The 18,744-nt window shown below is 73.5% G+C and carries 20 protein-coding genes and 1 pseudogene; 12 read left to right on the plus strand and 9 right to left on the minus strand.

Features of this window, described 5'->3' with window-relative positions:
• Nucleotides 1–56: 56 nt before the first annotated feature.
• Together AMK31_RS25750 and AMK31_RS25755 are read left to right on the plus strand one after the other, a co-directional pair.
• Nucleotides 57–1,076 carry an ATP-binding cassette domain-containing protein gene (locus AMK31_RS25750; RefSeq protein ID WP_073943011.1) on the plus strand — a complete coding sequence of 340 codons (1,020 nt, stop codon included), beginning with the start codon at nt 57–59 and terminating at the stop codon, nt 1,074–1,076.
• Nucleotides 1,073–1,879: an ABC transporter permease gene (locus AMK31_RS25755; protein ID WP_073943012.1), complete on the plus strand. Its 807-nt coding sequence runs from the start codon at nt 1,073–1,075 to the stop codon at nt 1,877–1,879. Before AMK31_RS25750 ends, AMK31_RS25755 begins: the two co-directional genes overlap by 4 nt.
• A 15-nt stretch (nt 1,880–1,894) precedes the next feature.
• Here AMK31_RS25755 and AMK31_RS25760 read toward each other — a convergent pair whose 3' ends face one another.
• Nucleotides 1,895–5,161, minus strand: a complete 3,267-nt coding sequence (locus AMK31_RS25760; protein ID WP_073943013.1) for a BTAD domain-containing putative transcriptional regulator — start codon at nt 5,159–5,161, stop codon at nt 1,895–1,897.
• Nucleotides 5,162–5,289: 128 nt separating this feature from the next.
• Between AMK31_RS25760 and AMK31_RS25765 the strand changes: the two genes are divergently transcribed.
• A complete protein-coding gene (locus tag AMK31_RS25765) occupies nt 5,290–6,090 on the plus strand; it encodes a site-2 protease family protein (protein ID WP_073943014.1) in 801 nt (266 codons plus the stop codon).
• Here the strand turns inward: AMK31_RS25765 and AMK31_RS41090 are convergent.
• The gene (locus AMK31_RS41090; RefSeq protein WP_198948573.1) at nt 6,080–6,247 is read right to left on the minus strand and encodes a hypothetical protein; all 168 of its coding nucleotides are present in this window, start codon (nt 6,245–6,247) and stop codon (nt 6,080–6,082) included. The two genes, AMK31_RS25765 and AMK31_RS41090, sit on opposite strands and share 11 nt — an antisense overlap.
• Nucleotides 6,248–6,309: 62 nt before the next feature.
• Nucleotides 6,310–7,023: an NADPH-dependent F420 reductase gene (npdG, locus tag AMK31_RS25770; protein ID WP_073943015.1), complete on the minus strand. Its 714-nt coding sequence runs from the start codon at nt 7,021–7,023 to the stop codon at nt 6,310–6,312.
• A gap of 186 nt (nt 7,024–7,209) precedes the next feature.
• On the opposite strand from npdG, the gene AMK31_RS25775 reads away from it, so the two are divergent.
• Entirely contained in the window at nt 7,210–7,812 is a 603-nt protein-coding gene (locus AMK31_RS25775) for a hypothetical protein (protein ID WP_073943016.1), read from the plus strand.
• A gap of 65 nt (nt 7,813–7,877) precedes the next feature.
• Nucleotides 7,878–9,203, plus strand: a complete 1,326-nt coding sequence (locus tag AMK31_RS25780; protein ID WP_073943017.1) for an MFS transporter — start codon at nt 7,878–7,880, stop codon at nt 9,201–9,203.
• Here AMK31_RS25780 and AMK31_RS25785 read toward each other — a convergent pair whose 3' ends face one another.
• Nucleotides 9,204–9,437, minus strand: a complete 234-nt coding sequence (locus AMK31_RS25785; protein ID WP_073943018.1) for a hypothetical protein — start codon at nt 9,435–9,437, stop codon at nt 9,204–9,206. It lies immediately after the preceding gene.
• Nucleotides 9,438–9,495: 58 nt separating this feature from the next.
• Here AMK31_RS25785 and map point away from each other — a divergent pair, with 58 nt between their 5' ends.
• Nucleotides 9,496–10,353 carry a type I methionyl aminopeptidase gene (gene map / locus AMK31_RS25790; RefSeq protein ID WP_073943019.1) on the plus strand — a complete coding sequence of 286 codons (858 nt, stop codon included), beginning with the start codon at nt 9,496–9,498 and terminating at the stop codon, nt 10,351–10,353.
• 199 nt (nt 10,354–10,552) lie between these two features.
• Nucleotides 10,553–11,200, plus strand: coding sequence for a biliverdin-producing heme oxygenase (locus AMK31_RS25795; protein WP_073943020.1), 648 nt, complete (start codon nt 10,553–10,555; stop codon nt 11,198–11,200).
• Between the two features lie 10 nt (nt 11,201–11,210).
• On the opposite strand, the gene AMK31_RS25800 is transcribed toward AMK31_RS25795, so the two are convergent.
• Nucleotides 11,211–11,855, minus strand: a complete 645-nt coding sequence (locus tag AMK31_RS25800) for a PhzF family phenazine biosynthesis protein (protein WP_073943021.1) — start codon at nt 11,853–11,855, stop codon at nt 11,211–11,213.
• Nucleotides 11,848–12,735, minus strand: coding sequence for a hypothetical protein (locus tag AMK31_RS25805; RefSeq protein WP_073943022.1), 888 nt, complete (start codon nt 12,733–12,735; stop codon nt 11,848–11,850). Before AMK31_RS25805 ends, AMK31_RS25800 begins: the two co-directional genes overlap by 8 nt.
• A gap of 136 nt (nt 12,736–12,871) precedes the next feature.
• On the opposite strand from AMK31_RS25805, the gene AMK31_RS25810 reads away from it, so the two are divergent.
• From AMK31_RS25810 to AMK31_RS25820, 4 genes and pseudogenes are all read left to right on the plus strand, one after another.
• Complete coding sequence (locus AMK31_RS25810; protein WP_073943023.1) at nt 12,872–13,972, plus strand: FecCD family ABC transporter permease; 1,101 nt, start codon at nt 12,872–12,874, stop codon at nt 13,970–13,972.
• Entirely contained in the window at nt 13,972–14,799 is an 828-nt protein-coding gene (locus AMK31_RS25815) for a heme ABC transporter ATP-binding protein (protein ID WP_073943024.1), read from the plus strand. The genes AMK31_RS25810 and AMK31_RS25815 overlap by 1 nt, the downstream gene beginning before the upstream one ends.
• A pseudogene (locus AMK31_RS41645) lies at nt 14,800–14,937 on the plus strand (iron transporter); the annotation flags it as partial. It lies immediately after the preceding gene.
• Nucleotides 14,897–15,895, plus strand: coding sequence for a hypothetical protein (locus AMK31_RS25820; RefSeq protein ID WP_073943025.1), 999 nt, complete (start codon nt 14,897–14,899; stop codon nt 15,893–15,895). The pseudogene AMK31_RS41645 and the gene AMK31_RS25820, both read left to right, overlap by 41 nt.
• Nucleotides 15,896–15,905: 10 nt before the next feature.
• Here the strand turns inward: AMK31_RS25820 and AMK31_RS25825 are convergent, their stop codons facing one another.
• Nucleotides 15,906–16,634 carry a bifunctional DNA primase/polymerase gene (locus AMK31_RS25825; RefSeq protein WP_073943026.1) on the minus strand — a complete coding sequence of 243 codons (729 nt, stop codon included), beginning with the start codon at nt 16,632–16,634 and terminating at the stop codon, nt 15,906–15,908.
• 128 nt (nt 16,635–16,762) lie between these two features.
• Nucleotides 16,763–17,392 (minus strand): TetR/AcrR family transcriptional regulator, encoded by a 630-nt coding sequence (locus AMK31_RS25830; RefSeq protein ID WP_073943027.1) that lies wholly within the window; start codon nt 17,390–17,392, stop codon nt 16,763–16,765.
• A 109-nt stretch (nt 17,393–17,501) separates the two neighbouring features.
• On the opposite strand from AMK31_RS25830, the gene AMK31_RS40475 reads away from it, so the two are divergent.
• Entirely contained in the window at nt 17,502–17,684 is a 183-nt protein-coding gene (locus AMK31_RS40475) for a DUF6243 family protein (RefSeq protein ID WP_143204255.1), read from the plus strand.
• 15 nt (nt 17,685–17,699) lie between these two features.
• On the opposite strand, the gene AMK31_RS25835 is transcribed toward AMK31_RS40475, so the two are convergent.
• Nucleotides 17,700–18,719 (minus strand): small ribosomal subunit Rsm22 family protein, encoded by a 1,020-nt coding sequence (locus AMK31_RS25835; RefSeq protein ID WP_073943028.1) that lies wholly within the window; start codon nt 18,717–18,719, stop codon nt 17,700–17,702.
• Between the last annotated feature and the right edge of the window lie 25 nt (nt 18,720–18,744).

Consider the following 18,744-nt stretch of genomic DNA (forward strand, 5'->3'; position numbering starts at 1 on the left):
GCGGCTGTCGGTGACCTGTCGGCCGTTTGTCGGTGGGCCCTGACACTGTCGTCCGCATGACACGGATCGAGAAGAACGACGGCACCATGGCCGTGACCGTACGAGGGCTGGTGAAGCACTACGGGGAGACCAAGGCGCTGGACGGCGTCGACCTGGACGTGCGGGAGGGCACCGTGATGGGGGTGCTCGGGCCGAACGGCGCCGGGAAGACCACCCTGGTGCGGATTCTGTCCACCCTGCTGTCCCCCGACGCCGGGCAGGCCACCGTCGCCGGCTACGACGTCGTACGGCAGCCCCGGCAGCTGCGCCGGGTGATCGGGCTCACCGGGCAGTACGCCTCCGTCGACGAGAAGCTGCCGGGCTGGGAGAACCTGTATCTGATCGGGCGGCTGCTGGACCTGTCCCGCAAGGACGCCCGGGCCCGCGCCGACGAGCTGCTGGAGCGGTTCTCGCTGACGGAGGCGGGAAAGCGGCCGGCGGCCACCTACTCCGGCGGCATGCGGCGGCGGCTCGACCTGGCCGCCTCGATGATCGGCAATCCGGCGGTGCTCTACCTGGACGAGCCGACCACCGGACTGGACCCGCGCACCCGCAACGAGGTGTGGGACGAGGTCAAGCGCATGGTCGGGGACGGCGTGACCGTGCTGCTGACCACGCAGTACATGGAGGAGGCCGAGCAGCTGGCCTCCGAGCTGACCGTCGTCGACCGCGGCAAGGTCATCGCGCGCGGCGGCATCGACGAGCTGAAGGCCAAGGTGGGCGGTCGAACCCTGCGGGTGAAGCCGGCCGATCCGCTCCGGTTGCGGCCGCTGGCCCGCGCGCTGGACGACCTGGGCATCACCGGGCTGGCCACCACCACCGTGGACGCCGAGCGCGGCGCCGTGCTGGTGCCGATCCTCAGCGACGAGCAGCTGACCGCCGTGGTCTCGGCGACCGTCGGGCTCGGCATCACGCTGTCCTCCGTCACCACCGAACTGCCCAGCCTGGACGAGGTGTTCCTGTCCCTCACCGGCCACCGCGCCAGTGCGCCGCAGGACCCCGAGCCCACCGACGCCCGCGAGGAGGTCGCCGTATGAGCGCCACCACCGTCACCACCGACCCCCGCATTCCGCTGCGCGGGCATCTGCGGCACACCGGTGCCCTGATCCGCCGCAACCTGCTGTGGATCAGGCAGGACCCGGAGTCGATGTTCGACGCCCTGCTGATGCCGGTCGTCTTCACCCTGCTGTTCGTCTACGTCTTCGGCGGCTCGATCGGGCAGGCCCTCGGCGGCGGGCAGGACGGATACGTGCAGTACGTGATCCCCGGCATGATCGCGATGATGAGCATGACGTTGTCGCAGGGCGTCGGCACCGGCTTCAGCCAGGACTTCAACTCCGGTGTCATGGACCGGTTCCGGTCCCTGCCGATCGGTCGCGGCTCGGTGCTGTTCGCGAAGATCTCGGTCGAACTGGTCCGGATGCTGTTCGCGACGACCGTGCTGATGATCGTCGCCGTCCTGGTCGGTTTCGACATCGAGCACTGGCTCGGTCTGTTGGCGGCCGTGGGCCTGTCCACGGCGTTCGCCTCGTCGATCATGTGGGTGTTCCTCACCCTGGGCGTGGTCCTGAAGAACGCGCAGTCCGTGCAGGCGATGGGCTTCCTGGTGCTGTTCCCGCTCCAGTTCGGCTCGTCGATCTTCGCGCCGACGGAGTCGATGCCGGGCTGGCTGCAGGCCTTCACCGACTACAACCCGCTCTCCACGCTCGCGGACGCGGCCCGCGGCCTGATGGTGGGCGGCCCGGTCGCCCACGACCTGTGGGTCACGCTGGGCTGGTCGGCGGCCATCACGGCGGTCATGGCACCGGTGGCCATCCACAAGTTCAAGACGAAGAGCTGACGCCGGTCGGCGGCGTCACACCAGGGCGGCGGCCTCCTCGACGGAGAGGGCGCCGCCCTCGGTGTACGCGGTGGTGAAGTCCTCGGGGGCCAGGGCCGCGCGGACGGCGGCTTCGGCGCGGTCGCGGCACCGGCGTTCCAGGGAGGACGGCACATGGCCGGGAGGCATCAGCGTGTCCGCCGCGCCCAGGCAGCGGGCGGCATCGCGGGCGTCGCGTCCGCCGTCGCAGCCGGCCATCGCGAGGGCGGCGATGACCAGGTACGAGGAGACCAGTTGCGGGGCTATCGCCTTGGACACCGGGTCGTCGGCCCGCTGGAGGCCGCGCCGGATACGGACCCTGGCCTCCTCGTAGTGGCCCTCGAGGGCGTCCACCCACGCCTCCTGGCCGAGGAGGAACGCGTCGAAGACGACGAAGTTGGAGATGGCGAAGTCCTCGCGCAGGGCCCGCAGATGCTCGCGGGCCTCGCCGGTCCGGCCGGTGATGCTGAGCCATCCGGCGAGGACGACCCGGCCGAACGGCATCGCCTCGGTGTGCGCGCCGTCCTGGGCCTCGACCACCTCCCGCAACAGCCGCTCCCCCCGCTCGGCCTCGCCCGCCTCCAGCAGCACGCCGGCGAGCCGGGCGGAGAGCACCGCGAGCTGGGCGCGGGCGCCGAGCCGCCGGGCGTGCTCCATGGCGGCCTCGTAGTCGGCGGCGGCCTCGCGGTATCGCGCCTTGCGCTCGTGGGCCTCGGCGCGCGCGGACAACGCCTCGGCGCTGCCCCAGGCGTCGCCGAGCCGCGCGAAGATCGCCAGCGACTCGTCGGCGTCCCGGCCGGCGTCGCCCGCCAGGTCGGCCCGGTTGGCGAGAAGATTGGCGCGGATCTGCAGGCTGGCGGCCAGTTCCCAGTCGTAGCCCGGGGTGCGCCGGCAGGTTTCGACGGCGGCGTCGAGGATGGGGTGCAGCCGGTCCATGCCGTCGGTCAGCATCACGGCGTAGAACGAGAGCATGCCGGGGCTGCGGCAGGTCTGCGGAAGGCCGGGCTCGTAGGCGTCGGCGATGAGCCGCAGCTTGCGCTGGGCCTCCGGGGTCTGCCAGGCGTCCAGCTCGGTGTCCATGCAGGCGAGATGGGCGAGGTGAGCCCCGCGCCGGGCCTCCAGCAGGATCTCCCCCGTCATGGGGGGCGGTTCGGCGGTGCAGCGCTGCCACACGGGGGCGGCTTTGCGGATCGGCTCGGCGAACGGGTCGGGGCTGAGCTCCATGACCGCGCGGCACCAGTTGCGGGCCTCGATCCGCAGGTCCCGCATCTGCCAGTAATAGGCCAGCGACAGCACCAGGCACAACGCCTCCTGCTCGTCGCGCGCGGCGACGGCGTGACGCAGGGCGATGCGCAGGTTCTCGTACTCGCGCTCGAGCCGTTCGACGGCGGCGAGTTGCTCCTGGCCGCGCAGCAGCGGGTCGGTGGTGCGGGCGAGTTCGCGGTAGTACGTCAGATGGGCGCGCGCGGTCTCGGGGCGTGCGCCGGACTCGTCGAGGCGTTCGCGGGCGTACTCGGCGACGGTCTCCAGGAGCCGGTAGCGCATCTCGCCGTCGCCGGCCGGGGCGGCCACCACCAGGGACTTGTCGACGAGGGAGCCGAGCGCGTCCAGGGCGGCGGGGCCGCAGACGGCCTCGGCGGCGGCGAGGTCGCAGCCGCCGGCGAAGACCGACAGGCGGCTCAGGACGTCGCGTTCGTCGGCGTCGAGCAGGTCCCAGGACCAGTCGACGACGGCGCGCAGGGTCTGCTGGCGGGGCAGGACGGTGCGGCTGCCGGAGGTGAGCAGGCGGAAGCGGTCGTCGAGGCGGTCGGCGATCTGCCGGGGGCTGAGCATCCGCAGCCGGGCGGCGGCCAGTTCGATGGCGAGGGGCAGTCCGTCGAGGCGGCTGCAGATCTCCGCGCAGGCCTCCGGGTCGTCCTCCACGCGGAACCCGGGCCGGGCGGCGGCGCCGCGGTCGGCGAGCAGCCGCAGCGCGTACGGCTCGGGCAGCGGCTCGACGGGCCGCAGTACCTCGCCTGGTACGCCGAGGGGTTCGCGGCTGGTGGCCAGCACGGTCAGGTCCGGGCAGCGCTCCAGCAGCTCGGCGGTGAGCCGGGCGGCGGCGTCGACGACGTGCTCGCAGTTGTCGAGGACGATCAGCATGCGCCGCCGGCCACAGTGCTCGACCAGGCGTTCGAGGGGGTCGTCGTGGCGGTCGGCGACGGCGGCCCGCAGCTCCTCCGCGCCGGCGCCGTGCAGCACGGTCTCGCGGGCGCCGATCGCGGTGAGCACGGCCTCGGGGACGGCGGCCGGGTCGTCGACCGGCGCCAGCTCCGCCAGCCACACCCCGTCGCGGGCCAAGCCGTCCGCGCTCTCGGCGGCCTCCTGCGACAGCCGGGTCTTCCCGGCGCCGCCCGGCCCCAGCAGGGTGACGAGCCGGGCGGTGGCGAGGTCGCCCCGGATGGCCTCGATGTCGGTGTCACGGCCGACGAAGGAGGTCAGGCGGGCCCGCAGGTTGCCCTGCGGGCGCGGGGCCCGCGGCGGGACGGGCACGTCCTGCTGCCGCAGCAACTCGGCGTGCAGCTCCCGCAGTTCGGGCCCCGGGTCGGAGCCGAGGCGGTCCGCGAGGAGATGCCGTACGTCGTCGTAGGCGGCCAGTGCCTCCGCCGTACGGCCGGCCTCGCGCAGGGCGCGCAGCCGCAGCGCCTGGAGTGGTTCGTCCAGGGGGTGGGCCTCGCACAGGGCGGTCAGCTCGGGCAGCGTCTGCGCGGCCTGGCCGAGGGCGAGGGCGGCGGCGAGGCGGGCGCGGCGGGCGTCCAGCCGGCGGGCCTCGCAGCGGGCGGCCTCGGCGGCGCGGTCGGGCAGGTCGGCGAGGGCGGGGCCCTGCCACAGGGCGAGGGCGTCGTCGAGGAGAGCGGCGGCCTTGGCGGGGTCGCCGTCGGCCAGGGCACCGGCGCCGTCGTCGGCCAGGCGGGTGAAGCGGTGCAGGTCGACGTCGTCGGGGCGGGCGCTCAGCCGGTAACCGCCGTCCACCGACTCCACGGCGTCCGCGCCGAGGGCCCGCCGCAGCCGGCCGACCAGGGCCTGGAGGGCGCCCGGCGCGTCGGCGGGCGGGTCGCCGTCCCACACCTCCTCGACGAGCAGCCCCGCGGGCACGGCCCGCCCGGCCCGCAGGGCCAGCACGGTGAGCAGCGCACGCAGACGCGCCCCGCCGACGGGGACGGCCGTGCCGTCGGGGCGGAATGCCTGGGTGGTGCCGAGGATGCGATAGCGCACGGGGTCCATTGTCCCCAGGGACGCCAGGCCGCCGCCTCCGGGTTTCGGACCGGCCGGAAACAAGCGGGAACCCACACCCCCTCACGGAACGTTCCCCCTCCGTCACGGACCGGCCGCAACGCTCAGGAGCCCTCACCATGACCACCGCCACCATCCGCCCGAGCGAACGGCGGATCAGTCCCGTCTTCCTCGGGATCCTCGCCGTGACGGCGGTCACCGGCTGGGCCACCTGGACCGGGTTCGCGGAGCAGCCCGGGGTGGCCGTGTTCCTGTTCGTGACGGCGGCGTGGATCGTCTCGCTGTGTCTGCACGAGTACGCGCACGCGCGGACCGCGCTGCACAGCGGCGACATCACGGTCGGCGCGAAGGGCTATCTCACGCTCAATCCGCTGCGGTACACGCACGCGCTGCTGAGCATCGTGCTGCCCGTGGTGTTCGTGATCATGGGCGGGATCGGTCTGCCGGGCGGTGCCGTCTTCATCGAGCGCGGGCGGATCCGGGGCCGCTGGCGGCACAGTCTGATCTCGGCGGCGGGCCCGCTGACGAACGTGCTGTTCGCGGTGGTGTGCACGGCCCCGTTCTGGCTGGACGCGCTGGACGGCGTGCCGCCCGACTTCCGGTTCGCGCTGGCGTTCCTGGCGCTGCTCCAGGTGACGGCGGCGATCCTGAACTTCCTGCCGGTGCCGGGGCTGGACGGCTACGGCGTGCTGGAGCCCTGGCTGTCGTACGAGGTGCGGCGCCAGGTGGAGCCGCTGGCGCCGTTCGGCCTGCTGATCGTGTTCGCGCTGCTGTGGATCCCCGGGGTGAACGGCGCGTTCTTCGACCTGGTCGACGCGGTCCTGCGCGGACTCGGGATCAGCGACTTCGACACGTACTGCGGCTACGACCTGTACCGCTTCTGGCGCGGAGGGAGCGAGGTCTGCTCGGTCACTCCGTGACGCGGCGGCGCTTGAGGTAGTACCAGCACATGTTGGACGACAGTCCGGCCATCAGCACCCACACGATCCCCAGCCAGCTGCCCTGCGCGAAGGAGACCACGGCGGCGACCACGGAGAGGACGCAGACGACGAGGGCGTAGAGGGCGAGACGGGACATGTCGGTCGGCTCCTGTCGGGGGACACTGCTGGACTTGCTGCCCACCAGTGTCCCCCATGGGCTCATACGTCCGTGACGCGGAGCCCCGCGTGCGCCTTGTAGCGGCGGTTCACGGAGATCAGGTTGGCGACCAGCGACTCCACCTGGTGGGCGTTGCGCAGCCGCCCGGCGAAGACGCCGCGCATGCCGGGGATGCGGCCGGCCAGCGCCTGCACGATCTCGACGTCGTCGCGCGCCTCGCCGAGAACCATCACATCGGTGTCGATCTGCTCGATCTCCGGGTCCTGGAGGAGGACGGCGGACAGGTGGTGGAAGGCGGCGGTGACCCGCGCGTCCGGCAGCAGGGCGGCGGCCTGCTCGGCGGCGCTGCCCTCCTCCGGCTTGAGCGCGTAGGCACCCTTCTTGTCGAAGCCGAGCGGGTTGACGCAGTCCACGACCAGCTTCCCGGCCAGTTCGGCGCGCAGCGATTCGAGGGTCTTGGCATGCCCCTCCCACGGCACGGCGACGATCACGATGTCGCTGCGCCGCGCGCACTCGGCGTTGTCGGCGCCCTCGATGCCGTGTCCCAGTTCCCCGGCGGCGGCCTGCGCCCGGTCGGCGGCCCGCGAACCGATGATCACTTTCTGGCCGGCCTTGGCGAGCCGGTAGGCGAGGCCCTTGCCCTGCGGACCGGTCCCGCCGAGCACGCCGACGACGAGCCCGGAGACGTCGGGCAGGTCCCAGGGGTCCTTGGCGGGGGCCTTCGCGGGGGTCTGTGCACTGTCGGTAGAGGTCATGGGCCGACTCTACGTCCGCCAACGCCGCCGCACCGGTCGAGGTGAGCCGCGTCACGAGGGACGGGTGGGAACTGCCGGTGTCTTCGCGGGTGTTGGGGTCCGTGTGACCGAGGGTTGTACCCAGGTCGGGCGAATTCGGGGTGAACCCGGGGCCACGGCCGGACGGTTGCGGCAGGATGCGGGCGCATGGATGCCGTACGGGTGGCGCTGTTGCGGGAAGTGCTCGCGGGGACGGAGTGGTTGTCGTCCACCCGGCGGTTCGCGGGTGTGCTGCGCGGGTCCGTGGTGTCGCACGGGGGCGGACTGCTGCTGGTGGGCACGCCGGAGTACGAGCCGTGGCATCTCGCGGCACATCTGGTGGACGAGGCCGCGTGGTCGGGGACGCCGGAGCTGGCGCCGACCCTGGTACGGCACGACGCGCGCCCTACGGACCCGGCGCATCTGGCGGTGGGCCCCGGCCGGATCGAGGCCGCGCGGCGCGGCGAGACGCTGCTGGTGGTGTCGCCGGCCGAGGCGGGGGCGCCGCTCCTGGAGCGGGTGCACGACGCCCGGCGGGCCGGGGCGACGGTCCTCGCCCTCACGCCCGGCGCGGACGACCTGACCACGATGGCCCACGAGGCGCTGACCGTGCCCGACGGCGGCGAGCTGGACCTGGACACCGTGCAGCACCTGGTCGGCGCGGCGGCCGGGGAGAACTCGGTGCCCGCGCCGCGCGGCCGCCGCCGGTGGCGCGACCGGCTCTCCCGGCTGGCGGACCAGCTGACGGCGCCGCCGCCGGCCCGCTGGTAGGGCCCGTCCGCGGCCGCGGGAAAAACGGTTGCCCGCGTCGTTCCGGCGACCGAGCATGGCGCCTCGTGACCGACGACACCGACGACGCGCCCTCCGGCCTGCGCGCCCTGCTGCCCGACCTCGCGCCCTGGCGGGCCTCCGCGGACTTCCGGCGGCTGTGGCTGTCGGGTCTGATCACCAACTTCGGCAGCTTCCTGACCTTCGTCGCGCTGCCCGTGCAGATCAAGGAGCTGACCGGGTCCGCGGCGGCGGTCGGGGCGATCGGCGCGGTGGAGCTGGTGCCGCTGGTGGTGTTCGGGCTGTACGGCGGGGCGCTCGCCGACGCCTGGGACAAGCGGAAGCTGATCGTGTGGACGGAGGCCGGGCAGGGTGTGCTGTGCGCGGCGCTGCTGGTGAACGCGCTGCTGCCGAGCCCCGCCGTATGGCCGCTGTACGTGATCGCCGCGTTCGCCTCGGCGCTGACGTCGATCCAGCGGCCCGCGCTCGACTCGCTGATCCCCCGTATCGTCGCCCACGAGCATCTGCCGGCCGCCGCCGCGCTGAACTCGCTGCGCTGGCAGGTCGGCGGGATCGCCGGCCCGGCGCTGGCGGGCGTGGTGGTGGCGTACGCCGGGATGGGCTGGGCGTACGCCGTGGACCTGCTGACCTTCGTGGTGTCCCTCGCCCTGGTCGTCCGGCTGCGGCGGTCCCCCGCGTCGCACGAGGCGCGGAAGCCGTCGCTGCGGGCGGTCGCCGAGGGCGCCCGGTACGCGTGGAGCCGCAAGGAACTGCTGGGCACGTACGCCATCGACCTGGCCGCGATGTTCCTGGCGATGCCGCTCGCCGTGCTGCCGTTCCTCGCGGACGAGCTGCGCGCCGAGTGGTCGCTCGGGCTGATGTACGCGGCGCTGCCCGCCGGGTCCCTGCTGGTGAGCCTCACCAGCGGCTGGACGTCGCGGGTGCACCGGCACGGGCGGATGGTGGTGCTGGCGGCCGTGCTGTGGGGGCTGGCCGTGGCCGCGGCGGGGGTGGTGGGGAACGTGTGGCTGGTGCTGCTGTTCCTGACCCTGGCCGGTGGCTTCGACATGGTCAGCGGCATCTTCCGGGGCGCCATGTGGAACCAGACGATCCCCGACGAGCTGCGCGGCCGGCTCGCCGGGATCGAGCTGCTGTCGTACTCGGTCGGCCCCCAGCTCGGCCAGGTCCGCTCGGGCGGCATGGCCGCGTGGGCGGGGGTGCGCGCCTCGGTGTGGTCGGGCGGTCTGGTGTGCGCGGCCGGGGTGGGGCTGCTGGCGCTGTGCCTGCCCAAGCTGATGACGTACGACGTGCGGACCAACGAGCACGCGGTGCGGCTGCGCGATCAGCGCGCAGCCGCGGCCGGGACGGAGGCGGCCGGGGTGCCGGCGGCCTGATCAGTCCTCGTCGGCCTGGCCCGGGGTGGGCGCGTCGTGCCAGCGCGGGTCGTTCTCCCACTGGAGGTTGCGTTCCCGCGCGTTCTCCATGGCGTGCTGGGCCTCCTCACGGCTGGCGTACGGCCCGAAGCGGTCCTTGCCCGGGCAGTCCGGGCCCTCCTCGACCTTCTTGTGCTCGAGGCAGTAGTACCACTCGCCCGGCTTGCCCGCCGTGCGCTTCTTGAACAGGGCCATGACCGGCTCCTTTCGCCAGGGACATGTTCCCCCATGCCCGCTGGTTAGACTCGCTGGCATGTCTGGCCAGTCGCTGCTCGTACCAGGGGAGCTGTCTCCCACCCGTTCCGTACCCGGAAACATCCGCCGCCCCGAGTACGTCGGCAAGCCCGCGCCGACTCCGTACACCGGGCCGGAGGTGCAGACCCCGGAGACCATCGAGGCGATGCGGGTCGCCGGCCGGCTCGCCGCGCGGGCGATGGCGGAGGCCGCGAAGATCATCGCGCCCGGCGTCACCACGGACGAACTGGACAAGGTGGCGCACGAGTACCTGTGCGACCACGGTGCCTATCCCTCCACGCTCGGCTACCGGGGCTTCCCGAAGTCGCTGTGCACCTCCGTCAACGAGGTGATCTGCCACGGCATCCCCGACTCGACGGTCCTGCGGGACGGCGACATCGTCAACCTCGACGTCACCGCGTACCTCGGCGGGGTGCACGGCGACAACAACGCCACGTATCTGGTGGGTGACGTGGACGAGGAGAGCCGGCTGCTGGTGGAGCGCACCCGGGAGTCGCTGAACCGGGCGATCAAGGCGGTCAAGCCGGGCCGGCAGATCAATGTGATCGGCCGGGTCATCGAGTCGTACGCCAAGCGGTTCGGCTACGGCGTGGTCCGGGACTTCACCGGCCACGGCATCAACTCGTCGTTCCACTCGGGGCTGATCATCCCGCACTACGACAGCCCGCACGCGACGACCGTCATCCAGCCCGGGATGACGTTCACGATCGAGCCGATGCTGACGCTCGGCACGCACGAGTACGACATGTGGGACGACGGCTGGACGGTGGTCACGAAGGACCGCAAGCGGACGGCGCAGTTCGAGCACACGCTGGTGGTGACGGAGACCGGGGCGGAGATCCTGACTCTGCCGTGACTCTGCCGTGACCCCGCCCGCCCGGCGCCTGGAGCCCGCTCTCTTCGGAGGGCGGGCTCTTTCGCGTGCGGGCTCCCGCGTGCGGGCTCTTTCGGGTGCGGGCCGGGGCGAGGCGGGCGAGGATGGTGGGGACGGAGTTACCGACAAGGAGTCGGCAAAACGTTGATTTAGGTAAGCCTAACCATAGAGAATCCGGATCATGGACTCGTTCTCGACTCTCATCCGCACCGCGTCCCAGGAACAGCACGTGGAGGCGGAGACCTCGACCTTCATGAGCGACCTGCTCGGCGGCCGCCTCGGCGTGGACGCGTACGCGCGCTACACCGAGCAGCTGTGGTTCGTGTACGAGGCCCTGGAGGCCGGGGCCGAGCGGCTGGCGTCCGACCCGGTGGCGGGGCCGTTCGTCCGGCCCGAGCTGTTCCGGCTGGCCGCGCTGGAGCGGGACCTGGAGCATCTGCGCGGCCCCGGCTGGCGCGCCACGCTCAACGCGCTGCCCGCGACCCGGAGGTACGCGGACCGGGTGCGGGAGTGCGCCGAGCGGTGGCCCGGCGGATACGTCGCCCACCACTACACCCGCTACCTGGGCGACCTCTCCGGCGGCCAGATCATCCGCGACAAGGCGGAGAAGACCTGGGGCTTCGAGCGGAAGGGCGACGGCGTCCGCTTCTACGTCTTCGAGGGGATCGCCAACCCGGCCGCCTTCAAGCGGGGTTACCGGGAACTGCTGGACGCGGTGAACGCGGACGAGCTGGAGCGGCAGCGGATCGTGGCCGAGTGCAAGCGGGCGTTCGCGCTGAACACGGCCGTCTTCCGGGCCCTGGGCGAGGAGTTCCCGCTGAGCGCCTAGCGCTCGGCGCTCAGCGTTCCAGGAAGACGCGGCCGCCGATCTCCACCCAGCCCCCCGGCTGCGGTGCCGTCAGGATCTGGGAGCCCGTGCCCTGTGTGATGTTCAGGGCCCTGCCCAGGCGGTCGGTGAGAAGCAGGGCCGCCGCGCCCGTCGCCTCGTCCTCGTCGATGCCGTCGTCGCGGCCGGGGAAGGCGCGGGCGCGGATCCGCCCGGCGGGTTCGTCCTCCCAGGCCCAGGCATAGATCCACTCCCCCGGCGGCGGCACGGGCAGGTCGTCGACCTCGGCGGCCGTCGTGTACTGGCGCAGCGTGCGCGGCGGCGCCCACTCCGGCCGCGCCTCGATCCAGCTGAACTCCCCGTCCTGGCGGGCCCCCACGACGCCGGCCGGGGTGACCAGTTCCGGCACGTCCAGCAGCCAGGCCGCGCCGACACAGGGGTGACCGGCGAAGGGCAGCCGCAGGGTGGGGGTGTAGATGTCGACGACGCCGCGCTCCGGGTCGTCGACGAAGACCGTCTCGCTGAAGCCCAGCTTCGCCGCGAACGCCTGCCGGTCGCTCTCCTCGGGCAGCACCGATCCGTCGCGGACGACCCCGAGTTCGTTGCCGTATCCGCCGTTCGCCGCGCAGAACACGCGCAGCACGTCGTAGTCAGTCACCGGGGAATTGAAACATCGTGCGGGCGGCGAGGTCGTCCCAGGCCGCGACGCCGCCGGGCAGCGGCCAGGTGCGGGTGGTCGCCGGGTCGTAGGGCAGCCCGGCGACGACGTCGGCGTAGCCGCGCTCCATGGCGGCGCGCTCACGGTCGGTGCCGGGCTCCGCGGGGCGGGCGGCGAGGTCGCCCAGACGCCGTCGGTGCCTTTCGGCCATGTCGTCGGCTGCGCGCCGCCACTCGTCCTCGTCGGGTACGCGGGTCAGCTCCACGCACTCCGGGACGCTCCCTTCGGCCAGGGCGGCCACGGCCCGGTCGTGGCCGTCGAGGAGGAGCCAGCCGTCGAGGAAGGTCACCCACCACAGCAGGACGGGCGCGAGGGTGCCCTCGCGGGCGTGCTTGCGGTAGGCGCGGACCCGGGGCGCGTCCGGCGGGGAGAGCCGCCGCAGCGGGAGGACGCCGTGCCAGCCGCCGCCGCACAGCAGCTCCAGCCGGGCGCCGGGCCAGTCCCGCACGAAGTCCTGGGTCCACACGGTGGGTTCGAAGAAGCCGCGCCGGGCGAGCCGCCAACGCCCGTCGTGCAGCGGGCTCTCGGGGGCGTCCTCCAGCCAGTCCGCGTACCGGTGGGCCCAGGAGCGCCGCGCGCGCTGCAGGTCGGCGCGCAGCGGCGGCAGCGGGGAGCGGTGGCCGTCGAGGCGGTGCAGGACGAGGTCGCGGCAGCAGCCCTCGCCGAGCGTCCTGCCGAGCCACAGCGGCCGTTCGCCCTGGTGCAGCGCCCGCCGCCCGTCGTGCGCCCACTCCAGGCGCAGCGGGGGCGGGCCGGACCTGCCCTGGACGGCCAGTACCAGGTGGTCCGGCCCGAGTGACTCCCTGTGTGCTCTGCGCATGGCTCAAGTCTCAGGGAGCCGGGCGATGTTGCGACAGCGCATTACGCCTCGCCGCGGCGGCGGAGACGGGACCGCCGGGACCGACGTGACCAACGGGACTAGCCGAGCAAGGTAAGGCTAACCTAAGCTGAACTGGATGGATCTGACGACCGTTCTGGAGAAGTCCCCCGCGGAGGACACCGCCGCCCCCGAGAGCCCGCCCCGCGGACGCCGTGGCGTCGCCTGGCTGCTGACCGCCGGGCTGCTCGTGGCCCTGCTCGTGCTCGTGCCGGTCGCCGCGGGAACCGGCGCCTACCCGGTCCCCGTCGGGGGCGTGCTCGGTTCCGTGCAGCACCGGATCGGGCTCGGCGGGGCCGAGTCGGACCGGGTCGCCGAGTCCGTGCTGTGGAACGTGCGCTTCCCGAGGATCGTGCTCTCCCTGCTCATCGGCGCCTCGCTGGGCTGCGCGGGCGCCCTGATGCAGGGCGTGTTCGGCAACCCGCTCGCCGAGCCGGGCACCATCGGCGTCTCCCTGGGCGCGGCGGTCGGCGCGGTCGCGGCGATCTCCCTCGGCCTGGACTTCCTCGGCAACTGGACCCTGCCCGCGATGGCGTTCGCCGCCGGGCTCGCCACCGTGCTGCTGGTGTACGCGACGTCCCGCGCGGGCGGCCGGACCGAGGTCGTGACGCTGATCCTCACCGGGATCGCGGTGAACGCCTTCGCCGGGGCGCTGGTCGGCCTGTTCATCTTCCTCGCCGACACCGCCGCGGTGAACCAGATCACCTTCTGGCAGCTCGGCTCCCTCGCCCAGGCCACCTGGCCGAAGGTGCTCGCCGTGCTGCCGTGCGCGGCCCTCGGCCTCACGCTCGCCCCGCTGTACGCGCGCCGCCTGGACCTGCTCGCGCTCGGCGACCGGCCCGCCCGGCACCTCGGCGTGGACGTGGAGCGGCTGCGGATCGTGCTCGTCCTGGTCGTGGCGCTGCTGACGGCGGCCGCGGTCAGCGTCTCCGGAGTCATCGGCTTCGTCGGGCTCGTCGTCCCGCACCTGCTGCGCATGGCGGCCGGCCCCGGGCACCGCTTCCTCGTCCCCGGCAGCGCGCTGGGCGGCGCGGTGGTGCTGCTCGCCGCCGACCTCGCGGCCCGCACCGTCGCCGCCCCCGCCGAACTGCCGCTCGGCGTCCTGACCGCCCTGGTGGGCAGCCCGTTCTTCTTCTGGCTGCTGCGCCGCACCCGCCGCAAGCAAGGAGGCTGGGCCTGATGCCGCTGTTCCGCACCCGGCGCCCCGCTCCCCCGCCCGCCCCGGCCGCCGGGGACGTCCTCGCCGAGACGGAGAACCTGCACGTCCGGCTCGGCGCGCGGCATGTGCTCCGAGGCGTCGACGTCACCGTCCGCGCGGGCGAGGTGCTGGCCCTGGTCGGCCCCAACGGGGCGGGCAAGTCGACCCTGTTGGGCGCGCTCGCCGCCGATCTCCCGGCCGCCGAGGGGGTCGTACGGATCCACGGGCGTCCGGCGGGCGACTGGCCCGCGCCCGAACTGGCGCTGCGCCGCTCGGTGTTGCCGCAGTCGGCGGCGCTGTCCTTCCCGTTCACGGTGGCGGAGGTGGTCCGGATGGGCCGGGCCCCGTACGCCGGGACCCCGCTGGAGGACCAGGACGACACGGCGGTGGCCGCCGCGATGGCCGCGACCGAGGTGACCGCCTTCGCCGTACGGCCGTTCTCCGCGCTCAGCGGCGGCGAACGGGCCCGGGTCGCGCTCGCCCGGGTGCTCGCCCAGCGGGCCCCGCTGCTGCTGCTCGACGAGCCGACCGCCGCGCTCGACCTCAGACACCAGGAGCTGGTGCTGCGGTTGTGCCGGGAGCGGGCGGCGGCCGGGGACGCGGTGGTGGTGGTCCTGCACGACCTGGGCCTCGCGGCGGCGTACGCGCACCGCGTCGCGGTACTGCGGGCGGGCCGCGTCGCGGCGGCCGGCCCGCCGGCGGAGGTCTTCTCCGACCGTCTGCTGTCGGAGGTCTACGGCCAGCCGGTGGAGGTGCTGCCGCATCCGCGCACCGGAGCGGTGCTGGTGACACCGCGCAGGGACGGCTGACAGGTCACGGTGTGGCCGCTGTGCCCGGTCCCGGCAACCGGCGTCCATCCCGCCCCGGTAGGGTTCGCCTCCGGGAAGGGGAAGGTGAAGGAGCCCGATGAGCAGGGATCGCAGCCCGCGCCGGCTTCGCAGGCGTGACCGGAACGCTCTCATAGCGGCCTCGTTGACCGCTATGTCACTGACCGCGAGCGGGTGCGTGGTGGTGCACGGCGAGCGCGAGGTGCTGCCCGCGACCACCCGCGCCGAGGCCGCCGAGGCGCTGGAGGAGTTCACGGCCGCGTACAACAAGGCCGACAAGGAGTACGACAGCACCCAGGACGCCGAGTTCGTCACCGGGCCGCTCGCCGACATCGACGGCGCCCGGCTGAAGGCGGGCCGGGCGAACAACCCGGCCGGCAACCCGGACCACAGCGCGCTGGAGTTCTCGGACGCCGAGTACACCATCCCCAAGAAGGCCGGCTGGCCGCGCTGGTTCCTCGCCGACGCGCAGGCGAACAAGGGCGGCACCGCCCGCTGGCTGCTGGTGTTCACCCGCGACGGGCTCGACGAGCCGTGGCAGGTGTCGTATCTGACGCTGGTCGCCCCGGACGCCGTACCGGAGTTCGAGAAGGACAAGGACGGCTGGGCCGAGGCGGTGCCCGCGAACTCGTCCGGACTGACCGTCTCCCCGGGCGGCCTGAGCAAGGCTTACACCACCTACCTCAAGGAGAACGGCTCGGAGTTCGCGCCCGGCCTGCACACCAGCCAGTGGCGGACCCAGCGTCAGAAGGACGCGCGGAAGCCGGGCCTCGTCACCCAGTACATCGACTCGCCGCTGACCGACGGCGCCTACGCCCCGGTCGCGCTGCGCACGGAGGACGGCGGGGCGCTGGTGTTCTTCACCACCCGCCACTACGTGAAGCAGACCGCCCACGCGGGTTCCACGGTGCCGACGCCGACCAAGGACGTGCTGGCCCTGACGACCGGCGAGATCAAGCAGTCGCTGACGAAGGAGATCGTCTCCAACGAGGTGGCCCTCGTCCCGGAGAAGAGCCCCGGGTCGCAGGTCTCCGTGCTGGGGCGGATCCAGGGGATGACCTCGGCGAAGGGCGAATAGCCCCGGACGTCTAGTGCCGGAGGGGCCAGGCCGTGTGCGCGTGGTCCTCGCCGGCGTGGCGGGCGCAGGCGTCCGTGAGGTGTTCCAGCAGGGTGAGCGGGTCGGGCAGCGCGTGCTCCGGGCCGCGCACCCAGTGCACGGTCTGGTCGTCGCCGGGGAGCCGGGCGGGCGGTACGAGGACGTAGGAGCCGCGGCAGTGCCAGCGCAGGCCCGGGTGCTCGTCCATGGTCTCGGGGTGGCAGTCCAGCTCGCACGGCCACCACTCGTCCTCGTCCTCGGGGGTGCCGCGGGTGAGGGTGAAGAACAGCATGCGGCCGTCGTCGCTCTCGGCGACCGGGCCGACCTCGACGCCGGCGGCGAGCAGCCCGGCGAGCGCCTCACGGCCCGCTCCCAGCGGCACGTCGAGGACGTCGTGCACCATGCCGGTCGCGGTGATGAAGTTGGCCTGCGGCTGGTGGCGGGCCCAGCGCTCGATCTGGGCGCGGTCGGTGGTCGACTGCGTCTGCCAGGCGAAGGACACCGGGTGCCGGGCGGGGGTGGGACAGCCGACCCGGTCGCAGGAGCAGCGGTAGTCGGGCGCCGGGTGCGCGGCGGGCGCCAGCGGCAGCCCCGCGGCGGCGGCGGCGAGCAGCAGGGCCTCACGGCCGCCGTCCTCGGCGGTGTCCTTGGGGCCGCCTCCCCGCAGCCACTGGGAGAGTCTGCCCCGCAGGCCGCTCCGGCCGCCGAACTCCGCGCTCATCTATCCCCTCGCCTCGCCTGTCGTGCGGACAGCATGCCTTATGGTCGCACCATCCTGCGCTCCGGGGGGCCCAAGTACCCAACCGGGGTACAGGGGACGAGACGTACCCCACACCGGCGCGCGGCGGCTCAGCGCGGTGCGAGGCCGTACAGGGCGTAGTCGACGAGGGTGTCCGTGTACTCGTAGGAGATCGGTCCGGTGCGCTGGAGCCAGCGCTGGGCGAGCGGGGAGACGAACAGCTCCAGGGCGATGCGCGGGTCGATCTCCGGGCGGACGTCCCCGGCGTCCTGGGCGGCGCGCAGCCGGTCGACGTACAGCTGGAGTGACGGTTCGAGGAGCTGGGCCACGAAGACGCGGCCCAGCTCCTCGTTGACGACTCCTTCGGCGGCGAGGGCGCGGGAGGGGACTTCGAAGCGCGGGTCGAGGAGTTCGTCGACGGTGGCCCGCAGCACCAGCTTGAGGTCGGCCGCGAGGTCGCCGGTGTCCGGCAGGGCGTAGTCGCCGGGCTGACCGCCGGCCTGCTCGTTGGCCTGCTCGGCGAGGTCGAGGAAGGCCTCCAGCAGCACGTCGGCCTTGGATGACCACCAGCGGTAGATCGTCTGCTTGCCGACTCCGGCGCGGGCGGCGATGCCTTCGATGGTGGTCTTGGGGTAGCCGACCTCGCCGACGAGGGCGAGGGCTGCGTCGTAGATGGCGCGGCGGGACTTCTCGCTGCGGCGGGAGGCGTCGGGGGCGGTTTTGCGCGCGATGGAGGACATGGCTCGAATCTATCAGGTTGACAAGACGGTCCGTCTCGCCTCACCCTGGGGATCACGGAAAGCGAGACGAGACGTCTCGTTGTGACGGGATCGCAGAAGGAGACACACCATGACCCGAGGCGGAGCAGGGAGCATGCTGGGCGTCGGCGGTACGCGGCGGAACCTCGGCCGCAAGGCCCTGCGGGGCGGCGGCAAGGGCGGCCGGATCGGCGGCGGCCAGGACGCGCAGGCCCAGAAGCGGGAGCTGCTGCTCAGGTTGCAGCAGCGGCGCGAGGACGAGAAACGGGACTGAGGCGACTGAGGCGACTCAGCCGAGGCCGTCGGTGTCCCGTGCCGGCGGCCAGGAGTCGCCCCAGTCGGCATCGCGGGCGGCGCGGTAGTCGTCGCCGTGCCGCTTGGTGACCGTGGTGCGGCGCAGCCGCTCGTCGGCCTCGCACAGGTCCAGCAGCACCTGGCCCTTGCGGATCTGCGGGCGCCGGACGACCCGGGCGGGAGCCGGGGCGACGGGGAAGCGGACGGCGGCGACGTAGCTGAACTTCTCGTCCTCGTAGGCGAGGGAGCCGCCCTTGACCTGGCGGTGCAGGGAGGAGCGGCTGACCCGGGCCGAGAAGTGGCACCAGTCGGTGCCGGGGACGATGGGGCAGGCGGCGCTGTGCGGACAGGGGGCGGCGATGTGGAAGCCGGCGGCGACGAGGCGGTCGCGGGCGGCGAGCATCCGGGCGTAGCCGTCGGGGGTGCCGGCCTCGACGATCACGACGGCCCGGGCGGCCTCGGCGGCGGCGTCGACGAGGGCGGCGCGGTCGGGTTCCGACAGCTCGTTGAGGACATAGGAGACGGTGACGAGATCAGTGCTCTCCAGGGTGAGCGCCGCTCCGATCCGGGAGCGCTGCCAGCGCACGTCCCGCAGCAGCGGGTTCGCGGCGGCGATCTCCCGGCCCAGCGCGAGCGCGGGCTCCGCCCAGTCCAGCACGGTGACGGGCCGGACGCCCGGCCAGGTCGCGGCGACCGCCCAGGTCGCGGCCCCGGTCCCGCCACCGACGTCGACGTGGCCGCCGGGCACCCAGCCGGGCGCCGCGTCGGCGAACGCCGCCAGCGCCGAACGGACCGCCTCGAACGTGGCCGGCATGCGGTACGCCGCGTACGCGGCCACGTCGGCCCGGAACCGCAGGATGGGCGCGTCGGTCGGCGTCGCCCCCCGGTAGTTGGCGATCAGCCGCTCGACGGCCTGCGCCGCCTGCTTGGGCGGCAGCCCGTCGAGCAGCCCGGCAAGGGCGGCACGCAGGGTCTCGGCCGGGGCGGACACGGGGGTGGGGGCGGGGGCGTTCACCTTGCGATTCTAGGGCGGGGGCGGG

The sequence above is a fragment of the Streptomyces sp. TSRI0107 genome, from assembly GCF_001905845.1.
GTDB lineage: Bacteria > Actinomycetota > Actinomycetes > Streptomycetales > Streptomycetaceae > Streptomyces.

What these genes read in the sequence shown, in the direction of transcription:
- AMK31_RS25830 (WP_073943027.1), bottom strand. Translation starts at nt 17,392, where the DNA reads ATGTCCTCCATCGCGCGCAAAACCGCCCCCGACGCCTCCCGCCGCAGC.
- AMK31_RS25775 (WP_073943016.1), top strand. Translation starts at nt 7,210, where the DNA reads ATGGATGCCGTACGGGTGGCGCTGTTGCGGGAAGTGCTCGCGGGGACG.
- AMK31_RS25825 (WP_073943026.1), bottom strand. Translation starts at nt 16,634, where the DNA reads ATGAGCGCGGAGTTCGGCGGCCGGAGCGGCCTGCGGGGCAGACTCTCC.
- AMK31_RS25795 (WP_073943020.1), top strand. Translation starts at nt 10,553, where the DNA reads ATGGACTCGTTCTCGACTCTCATCCGCACCGCGTCCCAGGAACAGCAC.
- AMK31_RS25810 (WP_073943023.1), top strand. Translation starts at nt 12,872, where the DNA reads ATGGATCTGACGACCGTTCTGGAGAAGTCCCCCGCGGAGGACACCGCC.
- map (WP_073943019.1), top strand. Translation starts at nt 9,496, where the DNA reads ATGTCTGGCCAGTCGCTGCTCGTACCAGGGGAGCTGTCTCCCACCCGT.
- npdG (WP_073943015.1), bottom strand. Translation starts at nt 7,023, where the DNA reads ATGACCTCTACCGACAGTGCACAGACCCCCGCGAAGGCCCCCGCCAAG.
- AMK31_RS25785 (WP_073943018.1), bottom strand. Translation starts at nt 9,437, where the DNA reads ATGGCCCTGTTCAAGAAGCGCACGGCGGGCAAGCCGGGCGAGTGGTAC.
- AMK31_RS25755 (WP_073943012.1), top strand. Translation starts at nt 1,073, where the DNA reads ATGAGCGCCACCACCGTCACCACCGACCCCCGCATTCCGCTGCGCGGG.
- AMK31_RS25760 (WP_073943013.1), bottom strand. Translation starts at nt 5,161, where the DNA reads ATGGACCCCGTGCGCTATCGCATCCTCGGCACCACCCAGGCATTCCGC.
- AMK31_RS41090 (WP_198948573.1), bottom strand. Translation starts at nt 6,247, where the DNA reads ATGTCCCGTCTCGCCCTCTACGCCCTCGTCGTCTGCGTCCTCTCCGTG.
- AMK31_RS40475 (WP_143204255.1), top strand. Translation starts at nt 17,502, where the DNA reads ATGACCCGAGGCGGAGCAGGGAGCATGCTGGGCGTCGGCGGTACGCGG.
- AMK31_RS25820 (WP_073943025.1), top strand. Translation starts at nt 14,897, where the DNA reads ATGAGCAGGGATCGCAGCCCGCGCCGGCTTCGCAGGCGTGACCGGAAC.
- AMK31_RS25805 (WP_073943022.1), bottom strand. Translation starts at nt 12,735, where the DNA reads ATGCGCAGAGCACACAGGGAGTCACTCGGGCCGGACCACCTGGTACTG.
- AMK31_RS25815 (WP_073943024.1), top strand. Translation starts at nt 13,972, where the DNA reads ATGCCGCTGTTCCGCACCCGGCGCCCCGCTCCCCCGCCCGCCCCGGCC.
- AMK31_RS25750 (WP_073943011.1), top strand. Translation starts at nt 57, where the DNA reads ATGACACGGATCGAGAAGAACGACGGCACCATGGCCGTGACCGTACGA.
- AMK31_RS25765 (WP_073943014.1), top strand. Translation starts at nt 5,290, where the DNA reads ATGACCACCGCCACCATCCGCCCGAGCGAACGGCGGATCAGTCCCGTC.